We start from the raw sequence: 17,752 nt of genomic DNA on the forward strand, positions 1-17,752 counted from the left end.
GCTATTTAAAACGACTAATTTTTGTAAGTGATGTGTTGAGGAGTGCAGGAGCGAAATATCCAGATAAAGCACTTACTAGCAAGAAAGTTAAAAGACGGTTAAGAATTGCAACAGTTAGAGTTATTGGTACGGGCACTTGCATTAATGTGGCGCCTAGTGCCATAAGACTTTCTTTCACGCCTATGCCAGCGGGCGTAATTGAAAATATCATAGTCCAGCTTGATAAGGCGGCGATAAACAGCGACTGAGCTATACCTATTTCAAATCCCAGGACTCTATAAAGGAGGAATAGGTTAACACCAGTGGTAACTAGAGTGATTAAAGCCCAGAAAGCTGAGCGATAAATAAATTTGGGGTGTTTCCTTACTTTGTCGTACTCTTCTGCTGCCGCATGAAGTCTCTCCAGCACCTTATAGGAGTGTTTATTGTGTAGTCGTATAAGGCCACCAATAAGCTTTGATAACGGCGCGTAGAGTGTTGTTAAGAACAAAGATACAGCAATAATTATCAACAACATCGGCAAAGAGTAAGCGCCCGGCTGGCTATGTAGCGATGTGAATATTAAAATTGCCAGCAGACCTGACATGACGAACTGTAAAATGTTACTTAATACTAGACTGGACGAGAACTTAGCATAAGAGACCCCGTAACTCTTTTTTAAATAGAAGGCGCGTACAGTTAGCCCGATATAGCCAGGCGTTACCTGCTTGCTGAATCTTGTTAATGCTGATAAGCCAAAAATTTCTTTTTTGCTTAGCTTAACTCCGTGTGGCTCAATCGCCAGCTCGATTAGGTAGCCCATAGTGTAGATATTTAGTGCAATAAATAGTATTACAGGCAGCAATAGCCATGGATTTGTTAGAGAAATTTGCTGGAAATTATCCCAGTTAGTGTTTATGTACCAAAAGAAAACCGCTAACAATACGGATACAGTGGTGATGCTTAATATGCGTTTATATTTTTTACTCATTGCGTGAATGGATTTGTCTAATCATCTATCTGGATAGTTTTTAATCGTTCCAAAGTATCTTCGAGCAGCGTTCGGTTGGTTTTAATAAGGTCTGCAATTACGGCGAGTGCGTAGGCTAGTACCGAAACAAATATCAGTACAGCGCCAAGCAGCAACGACTGAATGTGCTCGCCCCTATCACCACCGGCGTAGAGCACCAAATAGCGCGCAAAAGGAATAATACCAAGCACTAGGAAGAAAGTGCCAAGCGAAATAAACAGCAAATGAGGGCGGTACATAATATAGCTGCGCACAATGGCACTGCCGGACTTAAACATATGCTGCCAGATGTTTTTGAATAACCTAGATTCACGAGTCTTGGGGTTGGTCTTAATCTTAATGCTGGTTATTGGTATGCGCTTGTTGCCAGCCTGGATAATGGTCTCCATGCAGTAACTAAACTCAGTCACGATGTTTAGACGCATTAAAGATTCTTTTGAGTAAGCACGGAAGCCGCTAGCTGCATCTGGCAAGTTGGTGCGCGCAGCTTTGTTAACTACGGCGCTACCAATGCGCTGCATCAGCTTTTTAAACCCGGAAAAGTGCTCTATTTTACTAGTTTGGCGGTCGCCAATAACAATCTCTGACTCGCCATTAATTATCGGCTGCACTAGATCACCAATAACCTCTTGCGGGTACTGGTTGTCGCCATCGGTGTTAACAACTATATCTGCGCCGTGGGCGAGGGCGTAGTTTACGCCATCGTGAAACGAGCGAGCCAAACCCATGTTTTTGCTGTGCAGTACAAAGTGCTTTACGCCGTGACGTTTGGCAACCTCGACAGTTTTATCAGTACTGCCATCATCAATAATTAACACTTCTACGCTATCAACGCCCTTGATTTTTTTGGGGATGGTTTTGAGGACCAATGGCAAGGTCTGTTCCTCATTAAGGCAAGGTATCTGAATGTAAACTTTCACCGTTTTTCTCCGTTTTGCTTCCAGTGTATTGTACCAGAGAAGTATTACCCGTAATATAGGTATGTTGATCAAAAAGAAAGGGAGTTGATGTCCGGACAGCTAAACACGCCGCATGGCGGCAAACTTATAGACCTTATTGCAGGTGATAAAAAGGCAGCAGAATTAAAGAACAAAGCCCAAGATTATAAAAGCTGGGATCTAACACCGCGTCAGATTTGCGACACAGAGATGATTATTAACGGCGCATTCTCTCCGTTAACCGGTTTTATGAACCAGGCAGATTACGAGAGTGTTTGTAGTGACATGCGTCTCAGTGACAGTACGCTGTGGCCGATACCGATAACACTGGATGTTAGCGAAGAGTTTGGCAAAAGCCTCAAAAAGGGTGAAAAGGTCGCGCTGCGCGATCAAGAAGGCGTTATCTTGGCGATACTAGAGGTTGGTGACGTGTGGCAGCCTGATAAAGCCAAAGAGGCCGAGCAAGTGTATGGGGCTAATGATACAGCGCATCCAGCCGTACATCACATGCACAATGAAGCACACGATATGTATGTAGGCGGTACGCTGACAGGTCTAGAGCTACCGAGTTATTATGATTTTAAAGAGCTACGCAACTCGCCAAAAGAGCTACGGACATATTTTGAAAAAATGGGCTGGACCAAAGTGGTGGCTTTTCAGACGCGTAACCCGATGCACCGTGCTCATGTTGAGTTAACGCTGCGGGCTGCCAAACAGACCGAGGCCAACCTATTGATTCATCCAGTTGTCGGTATGACAAAGCCGGGTGATATAGATCATTACACCCGAGTGCGTATTTATAAGAAGCTCCAAGAACGCTATCCGGCGTCAACCGCCATGATTTCTCTACTGCCGCTGGCAATGCGCATGGGTGGCCCGCGCGAGGCAGTTTGGCACGCTATAATCCGCAAAAATTACGGTGTAACCCACTTTATCGTTGGCCGTGACCACGCCGGACCGGGCAAGAACTCTAAAGGCGAGGACTTTTACGGTCCGTACGACGCGCAAAAACTTGTCGAGGAATATAAGGACGAACTCGGCATAGAGATTGTGCCGTTCCAGATGATGGTGTATGTACCGAGCAAAGATATGTACATGGCTATTGATGAAGTGCCGGAAGGTACGGAGTTTGCCAGTATCTCTGGCACAGAACAGCGTGAGCGGCTGGCTACTGGCCGGGAGTTGCCTGAATGGTTCACCTATCCGGAGGTTGAGCAAGAATTACGGCGAACCACCAAGCCGCTGCATCAGCGAGGTTTTACAGTGTTTTTCACAGGGCTTTCTGGTTCTGGCAAGTCAACCGTAGCAAACGCCTTGCGTATTAAACTGCTAGAACAGGGTGATAAAACCGTGTCGTTACTAGACGGGGATGTGGTGCGCAAGCACTTGTCATCTGAACTTGGATTTAGCAAAGAGCATCGGGATCTAAATGTGCTAAGAATTGGATATGTGGCTTCTGAGATTGCCAAACACGGCGGCGTAGCTATATGTGCCCCGATTGCACCATATGACAAAACCAGAAAACAGGTGCGCCAGATGGTAGAAGAAACCAATGCCAAGTTCATTTTGGTGCATGTTGCGACCTCGCTGGAAGTGTGCGAGGAGCGTGACCGCAAAGGACTCTACGCTGCGGCGCGTGCCGGGAAAATCAAGGAGTTCACCGGGATATCAGACCCGTACGAAGAACCGACCGACGCGGATTTGGTGCTAGATACGGTAGATACAACACCGGAAGCTTTGGCGCAAGAAGTGCTATTGCATCTGGAAAAAGAAGGTCTGTTGCACGACGAAGCATAATGATTAATAGGAAATAGGAAATAGGAAATAGGAAATAGGAAATAGGAAATAGGAAATAGGAGTTGGGAGGGGTGAGACTAGAGACTAGAGACTAGAGAATTGATAGTTAATAGATGATAATTAATAGGTGATAGATAATAGGTGAGAATTGATAGTTGATAGGTGATGGAAGGTGGAAGATGGTAGTTGGTAGGTGGTAGGCGGGGTGGTGAGACTTGAGACTAGAGACGTGAGGGGTGATAGATAATAGGTGAGAATTAATAGATGATAGGGGGTGGAAGTTGTCAGTGGGCTGTGGTCTGTTGTCAGTTGTCTGTCCACAACCTGTTCACTGACGACTGATTACGGGCTACTAGCGAATGCTACAATTGACATAAATCCTTCCGTTATATATACTTTGGTATATGAAAACCGATGATAGTAAGAACACCATCTTAAACATTAAGTTAAGCAAATCGCTAAAGCTAGAGGCTCAAAGTATTGCCAAAGAAATGGGCATACCGCTAACTACTGTCGTTAAGGCCGGCCTTAACGACTTTGTTAGAAGTAGATCGGTCACTTTATCTACATCTCCTAAACTTAAGCCAGAAGTTGAGCGTAAACTAGTTGAAGCGGCGCAAGAAGCCAGACAAGGAAAGAATATATCTGACAAGTTCACTACACTAGAAGAAGGATTCGACTGGCTGGATGCATGATCGAAGATATTCGTTATTCCAAAAAGTTCAAGAAACAGTACAAAAAGTTACCATTTAAAATCCAACAACGGACAAAAGAGCGCATTAGGTTGCTTTATGAAGATCCGTTTAATCCTATTTTGAAGCACCACATACTATCAGGTAATCTCAGGGGCGTACATAGTATAAATATAACCGCCGATTACAGAGCGCTTTACATAGAAATAAACAATAAGAAAATAATGTTCGATATGATAGGGGCTCACTCACAATTGTATAAATAGAATATAGTATTTCGTATCTAGGAGGTAGTAGATGGGGGCGGTGAGACTAGAGACGTGAGACTAGAGACTAGAGACTTGAGACTTGAGACTAGAGAGGTGAGGGGTGATAGATGATAGTTAATAGATGATAGTTAATATTCTACTTCCGTATATTTTGACAGCATGCCGTCATGACGGTAAAATGGCATCATGACTAAAAAAACTACTCTTTATCTGGATCCGAGCCTGTATAAAGGCATAAAGTTACGCGCCGTGGAAACTGGCCAATCGGTTTCTGCCCTAATGAACGAAGCTCTGCGTGATCAGCTGAGTGAAGATTTGTCGGATATCACCAGCATCAGAAACCGCCTTGCCAAAAAAGACAAGCCTTTGACCTATGACCAAGCGCTGAGTGAGCTTAAGAGAGATGGCCTCATATAACGTTCTGATCCTGCCAGTTGTTATCAAAAAGGATTTGCCTAAAATTCCTAAGAACGACGTTCGCAAAATCATGAGCCGTATTGAATCACTTGGCGAAAACCCCCGACCAGATTGGTCTAAAAAGCTGTCTGGCAGAGAGGAATACCGAGCTAGGTCAGGCAACTACCGGATACTGTATGTCATTGATGACGGCATAAAGATTGTGCAAGTAACTAAAGTCAGAGATCGCAAGAAAGTATATAAATGAATAGCACCTATTAACTAAAATTGTAGACGCATGAGACATGAGACTGGAGACTAGAGACATGAGACGTGAGACTAGAGACTAGAGGGGTAATAGATGATAGGTAATAGGTAATAGGTAATAGATAATAGATGATAGGTAATAGGTAATAGATGATGATGGATAAATTACTAGAGCAAGTTATAGGGATCGCGCAGCAAGCCGGGGACGCCATTATGGAGGTTTATCACTCTGATGAGCACGGTGTAGAAACAAAAGAAGATGATTCACCGCTCACCATTGCCGATAAAGCGGCCAACGACATCATTGTGCGGGAGCTAGAAAAAATATCTAAACTCCCGATTATTTCTGAAGAAAACGAGCAACGCGAAGGTGCAGACACCTTCTGGTTAGTAGATCCGTTGGATGGTACCAAGGAATTCATTAAGAAAAACGGCGAATTTACCGTTAATATCGGGCTTATTCATAATAAAAAGCCGATACTTGGCGTGGTATACGCACCGGACAAAGGTGTGACTTACGTTGGCTCCGAGGCTGGTGCTTTCAAATATGAGGCCGGTCAAGAAACCAAAATTACCGCGCACCATGATGAGGCGATGCCAACAATCGTCGCTAGCCGTTCGCACCGTGACGAACGAGTCGATGCGCTACTTGAGAATATTGGCGAGCACAAGATTGTGAGTATGGGATCATCCTTCAAACTATGCCTCGTAGCGGACGGTACAGCCATGCTATATCCGCGCTTAGCTCCGACCTACCTATGGGATACGGCTGCAGCCGATGCAGTTGTACGGGCGGCAGGCGGGAGAGTGCAAAACCTGGCTGGCGAGGATTTGACGTATGACCCAGCAAAAGATATGAAAAACCCATTTTTTGTGGTTAGTACTAAAAACTGTATTGATTGGCAAAGATACTTAGGCTAAAAGCTTAGCCCAAAACCAAAGCTCAACAACACGGTCAAACTAATGGTAGTGATGATATTGAGCCAGATACCCAGACGCATAAAATCGCTGAATTTATAGGCTCCGGCACTGTAGACCATGGTGTTGGTTTGATAACCGAGCGGACTTATGAATGAAAGTGAGGCAGCAATAGCAATGGCAATGGCGAACATACGCGGGTCAGCCGAACTCTGCACAGCCGTAGCTATGGCGATAGGGAACACTAACAACGCAGCAGCCGCATTAGTAATAAGCTCGGTCAAAATTGAGGTGGCAATAATAACACCGAGCAATAGACCAATTGTGCCAAACACACCCATGTAATCAATAATTGTTTGGCTGAGTGCAGTAGCCAGCCCCGAGGCATCAACACCTTTGGCTACACCGATGGCGGCGGCAATCATAACCAGCAGATCAAAATCTATGGCGTTGCGCGCCTGGGTGGTGCTATTGAGTCGCAGTAGGATAGTAGATAAAGCACCACTGAGCACGGCGATGGATAGCGGCACGCCAAGAGCAATCAGGCCGATAATTAGCCCGACGGTGACGGTTATTAGGAAGCTACCTTTGTCGTTGCTGGTTTTTGTTTTGCTGACATAGCGCATGTATAAGAAATCGCTGCGATCTTGCCAACGAGGAATAAACGCTTCGTCACTGACGATAAGCAAGCTATCGCCAGGGCGAAGGGCTACGTTGCCCAGCGATCCGCTGATCTTTTCACCGGCACGGAAAATAGCCAACACAGCTGCTTGGTACTTGGAGCGGAAGCCAATTTCTGCCAGCGTACTGCCAACCAGTGATTTGTTGTGGCCAACCACTACTTCTATGTAGCTAGTTTTATGCGCCAGTCGACTGGCGTGTTTATCTTCAACTGCTTTTAAGCTTGTATGATGAGCCAGTTCAATTAGTGAGTCTGCGTTGCCGGAAAATCGAAGTACATCACCGGGCTGAATAGTCGTGGCGGGGTTTACCGGAGCGAGCACATCGCCGTTTTGCCGAATAAGCTCCACCAAAAACACGTCTTTTAGGTTGCGCAGACCAGCCTGGTTGATGCTCTTGCCGATCACGGTTTTTTTAGGCAGCATGTCTATGGTAAAGCGTTTTTCTATGTCTGCTGCATCAATATCTGCCAGTGTCCGCTCCGGAATGAGTCGGGGCGCAAACAGCACGATAAAACCAATGCCAATGATTGCGAGTGGCAGGCTGTAGGCGGTGAGTTCAAAAAATGAAAAACCCTCGAACCCGTAATCTGTCAGTAAACCAGATACGACCAGGTTGGTGGAGGTGCCAATTAGTGTCAATGCTCCGCCAAATATGGCTGCGTACGATAGCGGGATTAAAAACTTAGATGATGGCAGGTGGTTCTTTTTAGACCAGGTGATAATGGGGTTAATCAGCATAGCCACCACAGGCGTATTATTAACAAACGCCGAGCTGATGCTTACTGGAGCCATGATTCTAATTAACCCGCGCCGGATGCTTTTTGAGGCACCAAATAATTTAGCAGTTATTTTATCTACCTGGACGGTGTTTTCTATGGCACGGGCAATCACAAACAGCGAAGCAATGGTGATAAGGCTCTGGTTGCTAAAGCCAACAAAAGCCTCGTTAATAGATACAATGTCGGTTATAACCAAAGCAGCCAAGCCGATCAAGAATGCGACTGATGGCGCGACCAAACCCCTTAAAAGGCTAATAAATATCCCCGCAAGTACAAGCAAGGTTATGAGTTCTTGCATATTATTTACCTGCCGACACCGATATATTTAAGAGACGCGCCACTAATCGCCCTGGTATCAAATGAGTTTACGGCGTCTACAAATAACTTGCCCTTCATGTTTTTGGCTAGTTTCGTCAGGTCATATTCTATAAATTCTGGCCAGCCAGTAGCGATAAACACGGCATCTACTTGCTTAACGCACTCTTCTGCTGAGCTACAAATCGTAATTCCTTTGCGCAGGTCGTCTTTGGCTTCTTGGTTTGCCTGAGGATCGTAGGCTCTTACATCTGCGCCATTTTTGCTGAGGATATTGGCCAATTTAACGCCAGGGGATTTACGAGCGTCACTGGTACCGGGCTTGAAAGCCAGGCCAAGTACCGCAACTTTTTTAGCTTTAAGCGAGCCGCCAAGGGCTTCTTGCGCCTTGTTGGCGATATAGCCGGGCATGGTTTCATTAAGGTCGGCAGCTGCAGTCATGATGCCTAGATCTACGCCATAATCAGTGGCGCTGCTAATAAGCCCGGACACGTCTTTAGGGAAACATCCGCCGCCATAGCCACGCCCAGCACTCAAAAACGCTCGACCAATCCGTTTGTCGGCACCAACTGCATCCATTACTTCGTTAACATCCGCTCCGGTTTCATCGGCCAGTTTGGCGATAGAGTTAGCAAAAGATATTTTAAGTGCCAAAAATGCGTTGGAGGTAACCTTAATGAGCTCCGCACTGTTTCGGTTGGTGCCGATGTAGTGACCATCGTGGTCAACTGGGCCGGTTAGCCCGGCGCGGTTAGCTATGGTGTCGCGGTGCTTTTCTATTGTGCGGTATAGATCCATGGCGGATTCAACCGCTTTGGCGTCCTCGCCGCCAACCACAATCCGGTCAAACCACAGAGTGTCTGAGATTGCCGTGCCTTCGCGCAAAAACTCCGGGTTTGACAGGTAGGTTATGCGTTTGCCAAGCTCTTTAAATAACTTTTCTACCTGTTGGCCGGTGCCGACGGGCACGGTGCTTTTCTGGATGTAAATCGTACCGGGCTGCATGTGTTTGGCGGCTTCTTCGGCGGCACTAAATACGTAGCTGAGATTAGAGCTGCCATCCGGATTGTCTGGCGTGCCAACACAAGAGAAAACGTAGCCGCTAGAAGGAATCGCCTTTGCATAAGAATCGGTCGGTATTAGCTTGCCGCTATCTACTGCGTGCTTGACGAGCGGATCTATACCAGCCTCATAAAAGAATGAGCGGCCTTTGCGGATAGCATCAAGCCGCTCTTGATTAATGTCCAGGGCGTACACCGTATAGCCAGCTTCTGCTAGTAGAGTTGCAGTAGTTAGTCCAACGTAGCCTGTCCCAATAACTGTAATAGTTTCAGCTTTTGCCATATCTATACATACATCTTAATGCAGCGGGGCACGAATATACAGTGTACTTTTTACAGTCGATGGCGAGGTAGCTATAAGCCTTTGTAAGTTTTATCGTTTCTGCGGTCTATGCGAATAATATGCATTTTTGAGGCCGATTTGCGGTAAACAATACGTAGACGCCCTTTACGGACACGGAATAAATCAGAGTGCCCTCTGAGCTGTTTTATATCTAGACCTTCTGTATCGTCTAGCTTTAAGCGCAAGATAAGTAATTTGATAAGCTCGCGTTCTTTAGGGGACAGTTTGGCGAGGAGTTTTGTTATTTTGTCGACCATGAAGATTAAGCCCTAAAGTTTGGCTAGTATTTCGTCTGCTGGAACGCCGTCAGGGTTGAGTTGTGTAAAATCGGCAATAGTTTGCCAATCTCCCTCGTCGCCCACCGGGTTAATCTGAAATATCGGCTTAGATCGTTTAACTACCGTGAAGCTCTGGCCTTGGGCAATAGCCTCGATATATTTTGGGAACTGTTCCCGCAATTCTTTGAGGCTAACTGTGTTGTTGGGTGTCATCTTACTCATGCCACGAAGTTTAACTTAACGTTAACCTGTAGTCAATGCCACGGATATTAACAGACATACGCGCGGGGTTTGGCTTAGGCTGGAGTATAGGTATTACTCGCTAGCTTTGCTATGATATAAATCATGATTACTGTCATCATCGCGGGAGGGAGTGGAACGAGGCTGTGGCCGCTATCTACGCCGGATTATCCAAAACACCTGCTGAATGTTAATAGCGATGATAAATCTCTTTTGCAGCATACCTACGAGCGTGCCAAAACAATTAGTAACAAAGTATATGTGATTACAGAGGCTGGGCACGCCCACCATATCAAAGACCAGCTACCGGAGCTTGATGATGACGCCTTTGTGATTGAACCTGCACGGCGCGGCACAGCCAACTGCTACTTAGCGGCTATTAACCATGTAAAAAAACGCCATGATGAAAACGAGGCAATTGCTATGCTTTCTGCCGATCACTTTATACGTGACACGGTTGGGTTTGCGCATAGTTTTAAGGTTGCTTCAGATGTTTCTGAAAAAGAAGGCCGGATTGTACTGGTCGGAGTGGAGCCTGATCACCCGGCAACTGGGTTTGGCTATATCCAGAAGGACGGCATATTTGACGAAGACAGTCTGGTTTATAGTGTGCACTCATTTAAGGAAAAGCCAGACTATAACACGGCTCTTAAATTCATGAAGAGTGGTAAGTACCTATGGAACTGTGGGTATTTTGTCGGCTCCGTTAAAACGTTCAGCAATAAAATAAAGGCAGCCTCTCCAGTTTTGCAGAGTAATTTAACCAAACTCAAGTCAGCCAAAGATCGCGCCGAATTTGAAAAGATATATCTAGATTTTGATAATGATGCCATAGAGTTCGCATTAATGGAAAAACTAGACGATTTACTTGTGGTGCCGGCTACTTTTGACTGGATGGATGTAGGTTCGTTTACTGATTTACATAAAGCAGTCGGAGCCGACAAACAAGGCAATTATGTGGGCAGCGGCTCGGTAGAGTTAGAAGGCGTAGAAAACTCATATATCGAGAACCATGAAGAAAAGCCAGTGGCAGTTATTGGTTTGGACAATATAGTGGTGGTTAACACCAAGAGCGGTGTGTTGGTTGCTCGCAAAGACCTCGGCCAAAAAGTCGGCGAAGTAGCCAAAAGAATCGCCAAGAAAGATTCCGATTGAAGTATAAAAAAAGCCAGCATCGGCGGTCGGTCGAAACCTTAGGCCTATCTGGCAATGGTGATAAAAGGATTATAACGAAAAAGAGTAAAAAAAGCAGCACTAAGCGAAAGGGAGAATCAAGCAAATGAAGAAAGTTATCGCGTTTGATCTGGACGATACGTTAGCAGTCACAAAATCACCAATTACTGACCGAATGGCGGAGCTGCTGGGCGAATTATTAGAAACGCATCAGGTTTGTGTGATTTCTGGGGGCAACTTCGAACAATTTAAAAAACAAGTGGTAGACAACTTGCCAATTGAGCACCACTTGTTACTTAACATGCACCTTATGCCGACATGTGGCACACGGTATTATCGGTTTAACGACATCAAGCAAGAATGGGTCTGTGTCTATGCTGAGGATATACCGGAAACCGACAAGAAGCGGATAATTGACGCGTTATTTTATGCAGCAGAAGAAACCGGCTATCTAGAGAAGGAACCGTACGGGGAGATTATAGAAGATCGCCAAAGCCAAATAACCTTTTCTGCCTGTGGCCAGCAAGCTCCACCAAAAGTGAAATATGCCTGGGATCCTGACATGAAAAAACGGATGAAGATACGTGAAAAAATTGCACCGGTGCTGACGGACTACGAGGTCCGGATTGGCGGCACGACTTCAATTGACGTCACCAAACCTGGCATTGATAAAGCTTATGGCATGGAAAAACTTATGAATGTACTAGAAGTGGGCAAAGAAGAAATATTATTTGTGGGCGACAAATTAGAAGAGGGTGGAAACGATTATCCAGTTAAAACTATCGGCATAGAGACTATTGCGGTTGAAGACTGGGAAGATACAGCGTTGGTAGTTGAAACAATAATCAAAAGTACGCGATGATGTCCAAAGAAGAACTAAAGCAAGTAAAAACTGAGCTTATTGAAGCGAAGGGCTACCGCATTGCCGATGTAGATGAGGAAAAGCCGTGGGGGGCGTATTTTCGGCTGGCTGATGATTGTGCAGAGCAGTTTGTGGAAGAATATTTTCCAGGCAGAACCGTAGAGGAGCTAGGGCAAGGCGGCAGTTTAAGCCCCAAGTTTTTGGTGTTTGAACCGGGTAAAAAACTGAGCCTGCAGTATCACCATAGACGGGCTGAAATATGGCGGGTTATCTCTGGTACATTAACCGCAGCTATCTCTGATACCGACCAAGAGGGTGAGTGGAAAGAATATACTGCCGGCGAAGAATTATCCTACGGAGCTGGTGTGCGTCACCGCGCCGGAGCACCAGAAGGGGGTGAATGGGTGGTTGTAGCCGAAATCTGGCAACACACTGACCCAGACAACCCAACCGACGAATCAGATATAGTCCGCCTAGCCGATGACTTCGGCCGCGCATAAGTTTAGCCAGACATTCATTGAATAGTTGATAGATAATAATTGCTATTTGAGACAGGAAGTTGTTACAAAGAACGTCCTTGTACAGTGGGGTTTAGATTGACAAAATGCAGGCATGCATGCTATCATGCCTGCATGAATACAAAGCAATACACTGTCCGAAATATCCCAAGTAAAGTTGACAGATATCTACGCAAGCGTGCACAGCTAAGTGGCAAGAGCTTAAACCAGGTTGTGATTGATGAACTGTCCGAACGCGCTGGCATGCCTTCAGAAAGTTTGGCGGATTCACTGGACTGGTTTATTGGCAGTGGCACAATCGAAGATGCCTCCATACAGGCCATTGAAGATAAGGACGCTCACCAAAAGCAAACTCTACGCAAACAGTGGGATAGCGAGGGTAAGTAACATGCTGATTGACACAAACGTATATAGCGCGCTGAACAAAGGTCACCAGGCGGCTGCCAGGCTTATAGGTGCACAGCAGTCAATATATGTGCCAGTGGTGGTTGTCGGGGAGCTACGGTACGGCTTTGCGTACGGGACTAAGCAGGTTGAAAACGAGGAGCAGCTGAACCGGTTTATTGCGAGTACAGCGGTTGAGTTATTGTATATTTCGCACAAAACCACCGAGTTATATGCCGAGCTGGCTGCTTATTGCCGAAGGTCTGGCAGGGTATTGTCAGACAATGACCTATGGATTGCAGCGTTAGCTCAAGAGCACGGCCTAAGCCTTGCGACTTATGACAAAGATTTTGAAGTGCTAAGAAGCGAGTTTGGCTCTCGTCTTAAGATACTCTAGCTAAGAACTGGTAAGTTCCACAAGGTTGTTCCTGTTGCGGGGTAAGTTAACGTGGTATTATATAGCTACGGTAGTTAAAAAATAAAAATGCTACGAAAAATAATCTGGAAACCGAGTATAGCTGGTCTGGCCTGCAGTCTGTTCATTCTGATGGGCGGGGTTGCCTATTCTAATCAAACCCCTAGGTTGGCTGAGGAGCAAACAGTTATTGTGCAAGGCGAGTTGTCGGAGGCTTCCAATAAACAGATTGGTAAGACGGATTATCATGCCGTGACAGCTAATATTGCCAAGAGTTTAAAAGCAACCAATAAAGTTCAGCAAATATACGCGGCGCAGCAGTATCGTTCCATGACCGATGATCCGCTAGAACCGCAAGATTACCTGACGTTACTTGATGCGGCCAGTTTGTGGGAAGAAACAACCGGCAGCGATCAAGTAACTGTTGCAGTTCTTGACGCCGGCGTGGCGTTTGAGCACGAGGATTTAATTGACAGATGGTTTATTAATGAACCGGAATACGGCCTCACTGCATCTGAAGGCTCAGAACCAAACTGTACAAGCCGAGGGCTCGAGCTGGATAAAAGCTGTAACAACCTTGATGATAGCGGTAATGGCTTGGTAGATGATTGGCGTGGCTGGGATTTTGCGAATGATGATAATGACCCGGCTGCCGGTACAACTAACCCTGATGGCGATGCAGTCAGTCACGGAACAGCGGTAACTGGCATGGTTGGCGCCACTGGAGATAATGGCGTTGGCGTAGCGAGTGTTAACTGGAATACCAAGATTTTACCGATCCAAATATTTAATGATGATGGTGGTGCAACGACGGTAGAGTTAGCTGAGGGGTTGGCTTACGCCATAGACATGGGGGTAGATGTTATTAATATGAGCTTAGGAACAGCATCCGAAGATCCGGTTATAGAAAGCTTGCTAGAGGATGCACAAGAAGCTGGGATTATCGTTGTGGCAGCTGCCGGTAATTGTGGGGGCACAAATTATGAAGATAACGGCTGTACTTACCGTGGGCAAATGCTTTTTCCGGCAACCAGTGAGCTCACTATAGCTGTTGGTGGCACGGACATAAGCGATCAGCAAGCTAGCTTTAGCAGCGAAGGAGCTATGATGGATATAGCAGCACCAGCGACCGGCAATATCCGAACAACTCTATATAATCAAAATGATGAATCGGGTGCATACAGCGGATCGATATCGGGAACCTCGTTTGCGGCACCGATTATGTCTGGTATGGCAGCTTCGTTGGTGGGACTTTTGCCAGAAGCTGAACCGCAAGATATACGATCAATGCTTATAGATAGCACTACCAAGCCAAGTGATATGAGCGGTGCGGCTCATACAGATAAGTTTGGATTTGGCCGGTTAGAGCCGACCGATGCGGTAATACTTGCCCAAAATTGTTCTCAACCGCGTCTGTCGGAGGATATTAACTGTGATGGAGTGGTGGATTTATTAGATTTATCAAATTTAGCTAGCCAGTGGGAGATAGAACGAACCGGCCGTAGCGATATTAATGGAGCCGGCATAACAGATTTATTAGATTTATCGTTGCTAGCGAGTAGCTGGGGAGAATCACTATGATGGTTAAACGCTTATTGTCTGCGGTGGCGATTTTAGTACTCCTAACTAGCGTGCTGATGCCAACTAAAACGCAGGCTGAAACTGCCAGTGTATTCGTGTCTCCGAGTAGTAGCAGCGTTACGAAGGGTGACAAAATTACCGTACAGGTGAGGGTCAATAGCGGTACAGATCCGATGAATACTGCTCAAGCCCGGCTTAATTTTGATAGCTCCAGGTTGCAATATGTCAGCTACTCATCCGGCGCATTTACAACTCCAGTAGCTACAAACCAAACCAGCAGTAGTTTTGAGTATGCCGGAGCCTTGCTGGGCTCAACTGTATCTGGCAACCAATTGATATTTAGTGTGACGTTGAAGGCAGTTGCAACCGGTACGGCTAGTTTATCGATCAGCAACGCCCAGGTAGCCAACGCCGGCGAAAGCTTTACGCTATCTACAAGTGGCGGCTCGATATCAATAACTTCAGACTCGTCCGGTGGTTCGTCCGGTGGGAGTGATTCAACGACCAGCAGCCCGCCGACCAGTTCTTCACCAAGTGGTGGGCAGCAAACCCAAACATCACCAGAGCCAGTTGAGCCACCAAAATTTGTTGGTGAGCCGGAGTTTGAGCAGACCCAGGGTACAATCCTGGTCAAGCTAGAAGCTGACAAACCAAGCAGCTTACGAGTAGGATACGCTACCGGAGACGACGAACAAGAGATTGTTTGGGAGCGTGATGAAAAGACAAAGCATGAACTTCTGGTAGGTAAAGACCAGCCGCTTCAGGCCGGAACCAAATATAAGTTGCAAATAAGACTCACCGACACAGATGGCAATCACTCTGACACAAAAACAGCTAGTGTGCGCACTAAGGGAGTAACCTTTAAAGTCAAAATACTCGACCAAGACGACCAACCACTTGTGGATCATCCAGTAGAACTGCATTCTGAGCCGTTACAGGCAACCACAGATGATGCAGGTTATGCCACGTTCGAAGACGTGACGCCTGGTAAACACACGCTGGTGTTTGAGATAGATGGTATAACTATGCGCCAGCCGGTTAAGGTTGGTCAGCCACTTGTGGCGGCTGGTGAAAACGAAGACGAGACTGGCTCAACTGCAACCGTACGTCTGCCATTTGGACTTGCGCAAACTGAGCAGGCTACACCGACGATTAGGTGGGATATTGTAGGGTTAGCTGGAATTACTGGAGCCGGGCTGATGTTTGTCTTGCAGACCCGTGCGGCCAGGCATTTTTTATGGACTGGCGTAAAACGCTTTAAGAGCTTTACATTATCTGGATTGCAGCATATTCATAAACGAGCGTAGTCGACACTGTTTATACGTGTTTATCTATGAATGATTTAAGGCTTTCTCGAAAGCTTGACGCCTTAAATTTTTGTGCGTGTTTGGCAATAGTTTTTGAGTCGAAATCACTGGGCTTGAAATTCTTAATTGCAGTCTTAAGTGACTCCACAGATTGTTCGTTAAAGAATAATCCAGTTTTGTCCTCAATAACATAATCAAGCGCACCACCAGCACGGTAGGCAATCACCGGTGTTCCTGCCGCCATGGCTTCTACCGGCGTGATACCGAAATCGTCGTCAGCCGCAAAAATAAATGCTTCGGCTGAAGCCATCGCCCTGGCGACTTCCTTATCATTGGCATTAGTTCTAAACGTAACGCTCGAGCCAGCTAGTTTTAGTAGTTTGTCGTGTTCGGATCCACTGCCAATGACGACAAGAGGTATATCAAGCTCTGTGCAAACTCGCACGATAATATCGGTTCGCTTATAGGGTACTTGTCTACCAACGGTGATAAAACCCTTGCGGGTTTTTGGAAGATGGTAGCTGGAAGATGGTAGCTGGAAGCGATCGACATCTACTGGGGGATGCACTACAACACTGTCACGTTGGTAGGATTTTTTAATTTCGCTTTGGATGTTGGTTGAGTTCGCAATAAAATAATCAACTTTTTGGGCTGCCGCATAATCCATAGCTCGGAGCGGCTTGACCAGTATTTTTAAACCAATACGAACGAGTGGATTGAAAATTCCAAAGCCCGGTTCCTGGATGTATCCATGGTATTTACGCCAGTAAAACTGGGTCGGGCTGTGACAATAGCAGATGTGCGTAGTGCCTTCTGGCCTACAGATATAATTGGCTTCACCATTGCCCTTGCTGCTAATGATTAGGTCGTAACCGTCTAGTTTTAAACTTTTAAACCACCGAGCCCGCAGTACAGGCAAAAATTTACGTAACTTGGAAAAAGGCCAATGCTGCAAATATCCCGTAATAACTTTGTTATCGAGCTTATTCCGCCACTCTTTGGTGGCGTATGAAGTGTAAATCGGCGCATCGGGGTACATCCTGTGCAGTTCAAGCACCACCCGTTCAGCACCGCCGCCAACGAGCCAGTCATGAACAATAGCAACTCGAGGTGAGTTGGTAGTTGGTAGCTGGTAGTTGGTAGTTTGGTCTTTCATGTACGTATCGATTTCATCAAGGCATTTAGTAGTTTTTGGCATACGACAGTCTGTCTTAGGAGTTTTGCTAGCTCGCCGTCATTGATGTAGTCAAGTTTATGAGAAAGATAATAAAAATTCTTAGACTCTAGCAAAGATCCATACGCTATCGTGTAAAAGTTCAATTTATCTTTCTTGGTCTGCCTACCAAAGCCCTCTGCGATATTAGCAGACACAGATGTTACGGATCTTTTAAGTTGGCTCGTGAGTCCAAAAACTTCTTCTTTCGGGAAGGTTTTACATACGTTATAGCTTTCAACTGCAAGAGTCTGCGATTCTTGCCACACCGTTAAATCTTCGAATGAGGCTAATTTCCCAACTACCATCTACTA

Annotated in this window: 21 protein-coding genes; 13 read left to right on the forward strand and 8 right to left on the reverse strand. The window is 46.0% G+C overall.

Going from position 1 to position 17,752, the window contains the following annotated elements; genetic code table 11:
• Nucleotide 1 precedes the first annotated feature (1 nt).
• Together U5K77_01990 and U5K77_01995 are read right to left on the reverse strand one after the other, a co-directional pair.
• Entirely contained in the window at nt 2–970 is a 969-nt protein-coding gene (locus U5K77_01990; GenBank protein ID MDZ7744510.1) for a lysylphosphatidylglycerol synthase transmembrane domain-containing protein, read from the reverse strand.
• A 17-nt stretch (nt 971–987) separates the two neighbouring features.
• The gene (locus U5K77_01995; GenBank protein MDZ7744511.1) at nt 988–1,929 is read right to left on the reverse strand and encodes a glycosyltransferase family 2 protein; all 942 of its coding nucleotides are present in this window, start codon (nt 1,927–1,929) and stop codon (nt 988–990) included.
• An 87-nt stretch (nt 1,930–2,016) separates the two neighbouring features.
• Between U5K77_01995 and U5K77_02000 the strand changes: the two genes are divergently transcribed.
• The 6 genes from U5K77_02000 to cysQ all read left to right on the forward strand — a co-directional run bounded on the left by U5K77_02000 (nt 2,017) and on the right by cysQ (nt 6,289).
• The gene (locus U5K77_02000; GenBank protein MDZ7744512.1) at nt 2,017–3,744 is read left to right on the forward strand and encodes a bifunctional sulfate adenylyltransferase/adenylylsulfate kinase; all 1,728 of its coding nucleotides are present in this window, start codon (nt 2,017–2,019) and stop codon (nt 3,742–3,744) included.
• Between the two features lie 404 nt (nt 3,745–4,148).
• On the forward strand, nt 4,149–4,439 hold the full coding sequence (locus U5K77_02005) for a hypothetical protein (GenBank protein MDZ7744513.1): 291 nt from the start codon (nt 4,149–4,151) through the stop codon (nt 4,437–4,439).
• Nucleotides 4,436–4,702: a type II toxin-antitoxin system mRNA interferase toxin, RelE/StbE family gene (locus tag U5K77_02010; protein MDZ7744514.1), complete on the forward strand. Its 267-nt coding sequence runs from the start codon at nt 4,436–4,438 to the stop codon at nt 4,700–4,702. The genes U5K77_02005 and U5K77_02010 overlap by 4 nt, the downstream gene beginning before the upstream one ends.
• A 189-nt stretch (nt 4,703–4,891) precedes the next feature.
• Nucleotides 4,892–5,122 (forward strand): ribbon-helix-helix protein, CopG family, encoded by a 231-nt coding sequence (locus U5K77_02015; protein ID MDZ7744515.1) that lies wholly within the window; start codon nt 4,892–4,894, stop codon nt 5,120–5,122.
• Nucleotides 5,109–5,369, forward strand: a complete 261-nt coding sequence (locus tag U5K77_02020; GenBank protein ID MDZ7744516.1) for a type II toxin-antitoxin system RelE/ParE family toxin — start codon at nt 5,109–5,111, stop codon at nt 5,367–5,369. Before U5K77_02015 ends, U5K77_02020 begins: the two co-directional genes overlap by 14 nt.
• A gap of 149 nt (nt 5,370–5,518) precedes the next feature.
• Nucleotides 5,519–6,289, forward strand: a complete 771-nt coding sequence (cysQ, locus tag U5K77_02025; GenBank protein ID MDZ7744517.1) for a 3'(2'),5'-bisphosphate nucleotidase CysQ — start codon at nt 5,519–5,521, stop codon at nt 6,287–6,289.
• On the opposite strand, the gene U5K77_02030 is transcribed toward cysQ, so the two are convergent.
• The 4 genes from U5K77_02030 to U5K77_02045 form a co-directional block, all read right to left on the reverse strand.
• Entirely contained in the window at nt 6,286–8,046 is a 1,761-nt protein-coding gene (locus U5K77_02030; protein MDZ7744518.1) for an SLC13 family permease, read from the reverse strand. The two genes, cysQ and U5K77_02030, sit on opposite strands and share 4 nt — an antisense overlap.
• A 5-nt stretch (nt 8,047–8,051) precedes the next feature.
• Complete coding sequence (locus U5K77_02035) at nt 8,052–9,407, reverse strand: UDP-glucose/GDP-mannose dehydrogenase family protein (GenBank protein ID MDZ7744519.1); 1,356 nt, start codon at nt 9,405–9,407, stop codon at nt 8,052–8,054.
• Nucleotides 9,408–9,478: 71 nt separating this feature from the next.
• The gene (locus U5K77_02040) at nt 9,479–9,724 is read right to left on the reverse strand and encodes a hypothetical protein (GenBank protein ID MDZ7744520.1); all 246 of its coding nucleotides are present in this window, start codon (nt 9,722–9,724) and stop codon (nt 9,479–9,481) included.
• Nucleotides 9,725–9,736: 12 nt separating this feature from the next.
• Nucleotides 9,737–9,967 (reverse strand): hypothetical protein, encoded by a 231-nt coding sequence (locus U5K77_02045; protein ID MDZ7744521.1) that lies wholly within the window; start codon nt 9,965–9,967, stop codon nt 9,737–9,739.
• A 123-nt stretch (nt 9,968–10,090) separates the two neighbouring features.
• On the opposite strand from U5K77_02045, the gene U5K77_02050 reads away from it, so the two are divergent.
• From U5K77_02050 to U5K77_02080, 7 genes are all read left to right on the forward strand, one after another.
• The gene (locus tag U5K77_02050; GenBank protein MDZ7744522.1) at nt 10,091–11,140 is read left to right on the forward strand and encodes a mannose-1-phosphate guanylyltransferase; all 1,050 of its coding nucleotides are present in this window, start codon (nt 10,091–10,093) and stop codon (nt 11,138–11,140) included.
• Nucleotides 11,141–11,264: 124 nt separating this feature from the next.
• The gene (locus U5K77_02055) at nt 11,265–12,020 is read left to right on the forward strand and encodes an HAD-IIB family hydrolase (protein MDZ7744523.1); all 756 of its coding nucleotides are present in this window, start codon (nt 11,265–11,267) and stop codon (nt 12,018–12,020) included.
• Complete coding sequence (locus tag U5K77_02060; GenBank protein MDZ7744524.1) at nt 12,017–12,520, forward strand: phosphoheptose isomerase; 504 nt, start codon at nt 12,017–12,019, stop codon at nt 12,518–12,520. The genes U5K77_02055 and U5K77_02060 overlap by 4 nt, the downstream gene beginning before the upstream one ends.
• Before the next feature lie 132 nt (nt 12,521–12,652).
• Nucleotides 12,653–12,925 (forward strand): hypothetical protein, encoded by a 273-nt coding sequence (locus U5K77_02065; GenBank protein ID MDZ7744525.1) that lies wholly within the window; start codon nt 12,653–12,655, stop codon nt 12,923–12,925.
• A 1-nt stretch (nt 12,926) separates the two neighbouring features.
• The gene (locus tag U5K77_02070) at nt 12,927–13,319 is read left to right on the forward strand and encodes a type II toxin-antitoxin system VapC family toxin (protein ID MDZ7744526.1); all 393 of its coding nucleotides are present in this window, start codon (nt 12,927–12,929) and stop codon (nt 13,317–13,319) included.
• An 87-nt stretch (nt 13,320–13,406) separates the two neighbouring features.
• Nucleotides 13,407–14,918, forward strand: coding sequence for a S8 family serine peptidase (locus U5K77_02075; GenBank protein ID MDZ7744527.1), 1,512 nt, complete (start codon nt 13,407–13,409; stop codon nt 14,916–14,918).
• The gene (locus U5K77_02080; GenBank protein ID MDZ7744528.1) at nt 14,915–16,225 is read left to right on the forward strand and encodes a cohesin domain-containing protein; all 1,311 of its coding nucleotides are present in this window, start codon (nt 14,915–14,917) and stop codon (nt 16,223–16,225) included. Before U5K77_02075 ends, U5K77_02080 begins: the two co-directional genes overlap by 4 nt.
• A gap of 10 nt (nt 16,226–16,235) precedes the next feature.
• Here the strand turns inward: U5K77_02080 and U5K77_02085 are convergent, their stop codons facing one another.
• Together U5K77_02085 and U5K77_02090 are read right to left on the reverse strand one after the other, a co-directional pair.
• Nucleotides 16,236–17,423, reverse strand: coding sequence for a glycosyltransferase (locus U5K77_02085; GenBank protein ID MDZ7744529.1), 1,188 nt, complete (start codon nt 17,421–17,423; stop codon nt 16,236–16,238).
• Complete coding sequence (locus tag U5K77_02090; GenBank protein ID MDZ7744530.1) at nt 17,378–17,746, reverse strand: four helix bundle protein; 369 nt, start codon at nt 17,744–17,746, stop codon at nt 17,378–17,380. Before U5K77_02090 ends, U5K77_02085 begins: the two co-directional genes overlap by 46 nt.
• Between the last annotated feature and the right edge of the window lie 6 nt (nt 17,747–17,752).

The sequence above is a fragment of the Candidatus Saccharibacteria bacterium genome (assembly GCA_034521515.1).
GTDB lineage: Bacteria > Patescibacteriota > Saccharimonadia > Saccharimonadales > JAXHMH01 > JAXHMH01.

Excerpts from the sequence above, each read along its gene's own strand:
- U5K77_02030 (MDZ7744518.1), bottom strand. The coding sequence starts at position 8,046 with ATGCAAGAACTCATAACCTTGCTTGTACTTGCGGGGATATTTATTAGC.
- U5K77_02070 (MDZ7744526.1), top strand. The coding sequence starts at position 12,927 with ATGCTGATTGACACAAACGTATATAGCGCGCTGAACAAAGGTCACCAG.
- U5K77_02000 (MDZ7744512.1), top strand. The coding sequence starts at position 2,017 with ATGTCCGGACAGCTAAACACGCCGCATGGCGGCAAACTTATAGACCTT.
- U5K77_02040 (MDZ7744520.1), bottom strand. The coding sequence starts at position 9,724 with ATGGTCGACAAAATAACAAAACTCCTCGCCAAACTGTCCCCTAAAGAA.
- U5K77_02050 (MDZ7744522.1), top strand. The coding sequence starts at position 10,091 with ATGATTACTGTCATCATCGCGGGAGGGAGTGGAACGAGGCTGTGGCCG.
- U5K77_02065 (MDZ7744525.1), top strand. The coding sequence starts at position 12,653 with ATGAATACAAAGCAATACACTGTCCGAAATATCCCAAGTAAAGTTGAC.
- U5K77_02075 (MDZ7744527.1), top strand. The coding sequence starts at position 13,407 with ATGCTACGAAAAATAATCTGGAAACCGAGTATAGCTGGTCTGGCCTGC.
- U5K77_02080 (MDZ7744528.1), top strand. The coding sequence starts at position 14,915 with ATGATGGTTAAACGCTTATTGTCTGCGGTGGCGATTTTAGTACTCCTA.
- U5K77_02090 (MDZ7744530.1), bottom strand. The coding sequence starts at position 17,746 with ATGGTAGTTGGGAAATTAGCCTCATTCGAAGATTTAACGGTGTGGCAA.
- U5K77_02035 (MDZ7744519.1), bottom strand. The coding sequence starts at position 9,407 with ATGGCAAAAGCTGAAACTATTACAGTTATTGGGACAGGCTACGTTGGA.
- U5K77_02015 (MDZ7744515.1), top strand. The coding sequence starts at position 4,892 with ATGACTAAAAAAACTACTCTTTATCTGGATCCGAGCCTGTATAAAGGC.
- U5K77_02020 (MDZ7744516.1), top strand. The coding sequence starts at position 5,109 with ATGGCCTCATATAACGTTCTGATCCTGCCAGTTGTTATCAAAAAGGAT.
- U5K77_02010 (MDZ7744514.1), top strand. The coding sequence starts at position 4,436 with ATGATCGAAGATATTCGTTATTCCAAAAAGTTCAAGAAACAGTACAAA.
- U5K77_02005 (MDZ7744513.1), top strand. The coding sequence starts at position 4,149 with ATGAAAACCGATGATAGTAAGAACACCATCTTAAACATTAAGTTAAGC.
- cysQ (MDZ7744517.1), top strand. The coding sequence starts at position 5,519 with ATGATGATGGATAAATTACTAGAGCAAGTTATAGGGATCGCGCAGCAA.
- U5K77_02085 (MDZ7744529.1), bottom strand. The coding sequence starts at position 17,423 with ATGCCAAAAACTACTAAATGCCTTGATGAAATCGATACGTACATGAAA.
- U5K77_01990 (MDZ7744510.1), bottom strand. The coding sequence starts at position 970 with ATGAGTAAAAAATATAAACGCATATTAAGCATCACCACTGTATCCGTA.
- U5K77_02045 (MDZ7744521.1), bottom strand. The coding sequence starts at position 9,967 with ATGAGTAAGATGACACCCAACAACACAGTTAGCCTCAAAGAATTGCGG.
- U5K77_02060 (MDZ7744524.1), top strand. The coding sequence starts at position 12,017 with ATGATGTCCAAAGAAGAACTAAAGCAAGTAAAAACTGAGCTTATTGAA.
- U5K77_02055 (MDZ7744523.1), top strand. The coding sequence starts at position 11,265 with ATGAAGAAAGTTATCGCGTTTGATCTGGACGATACGTTAGCAGTCACA.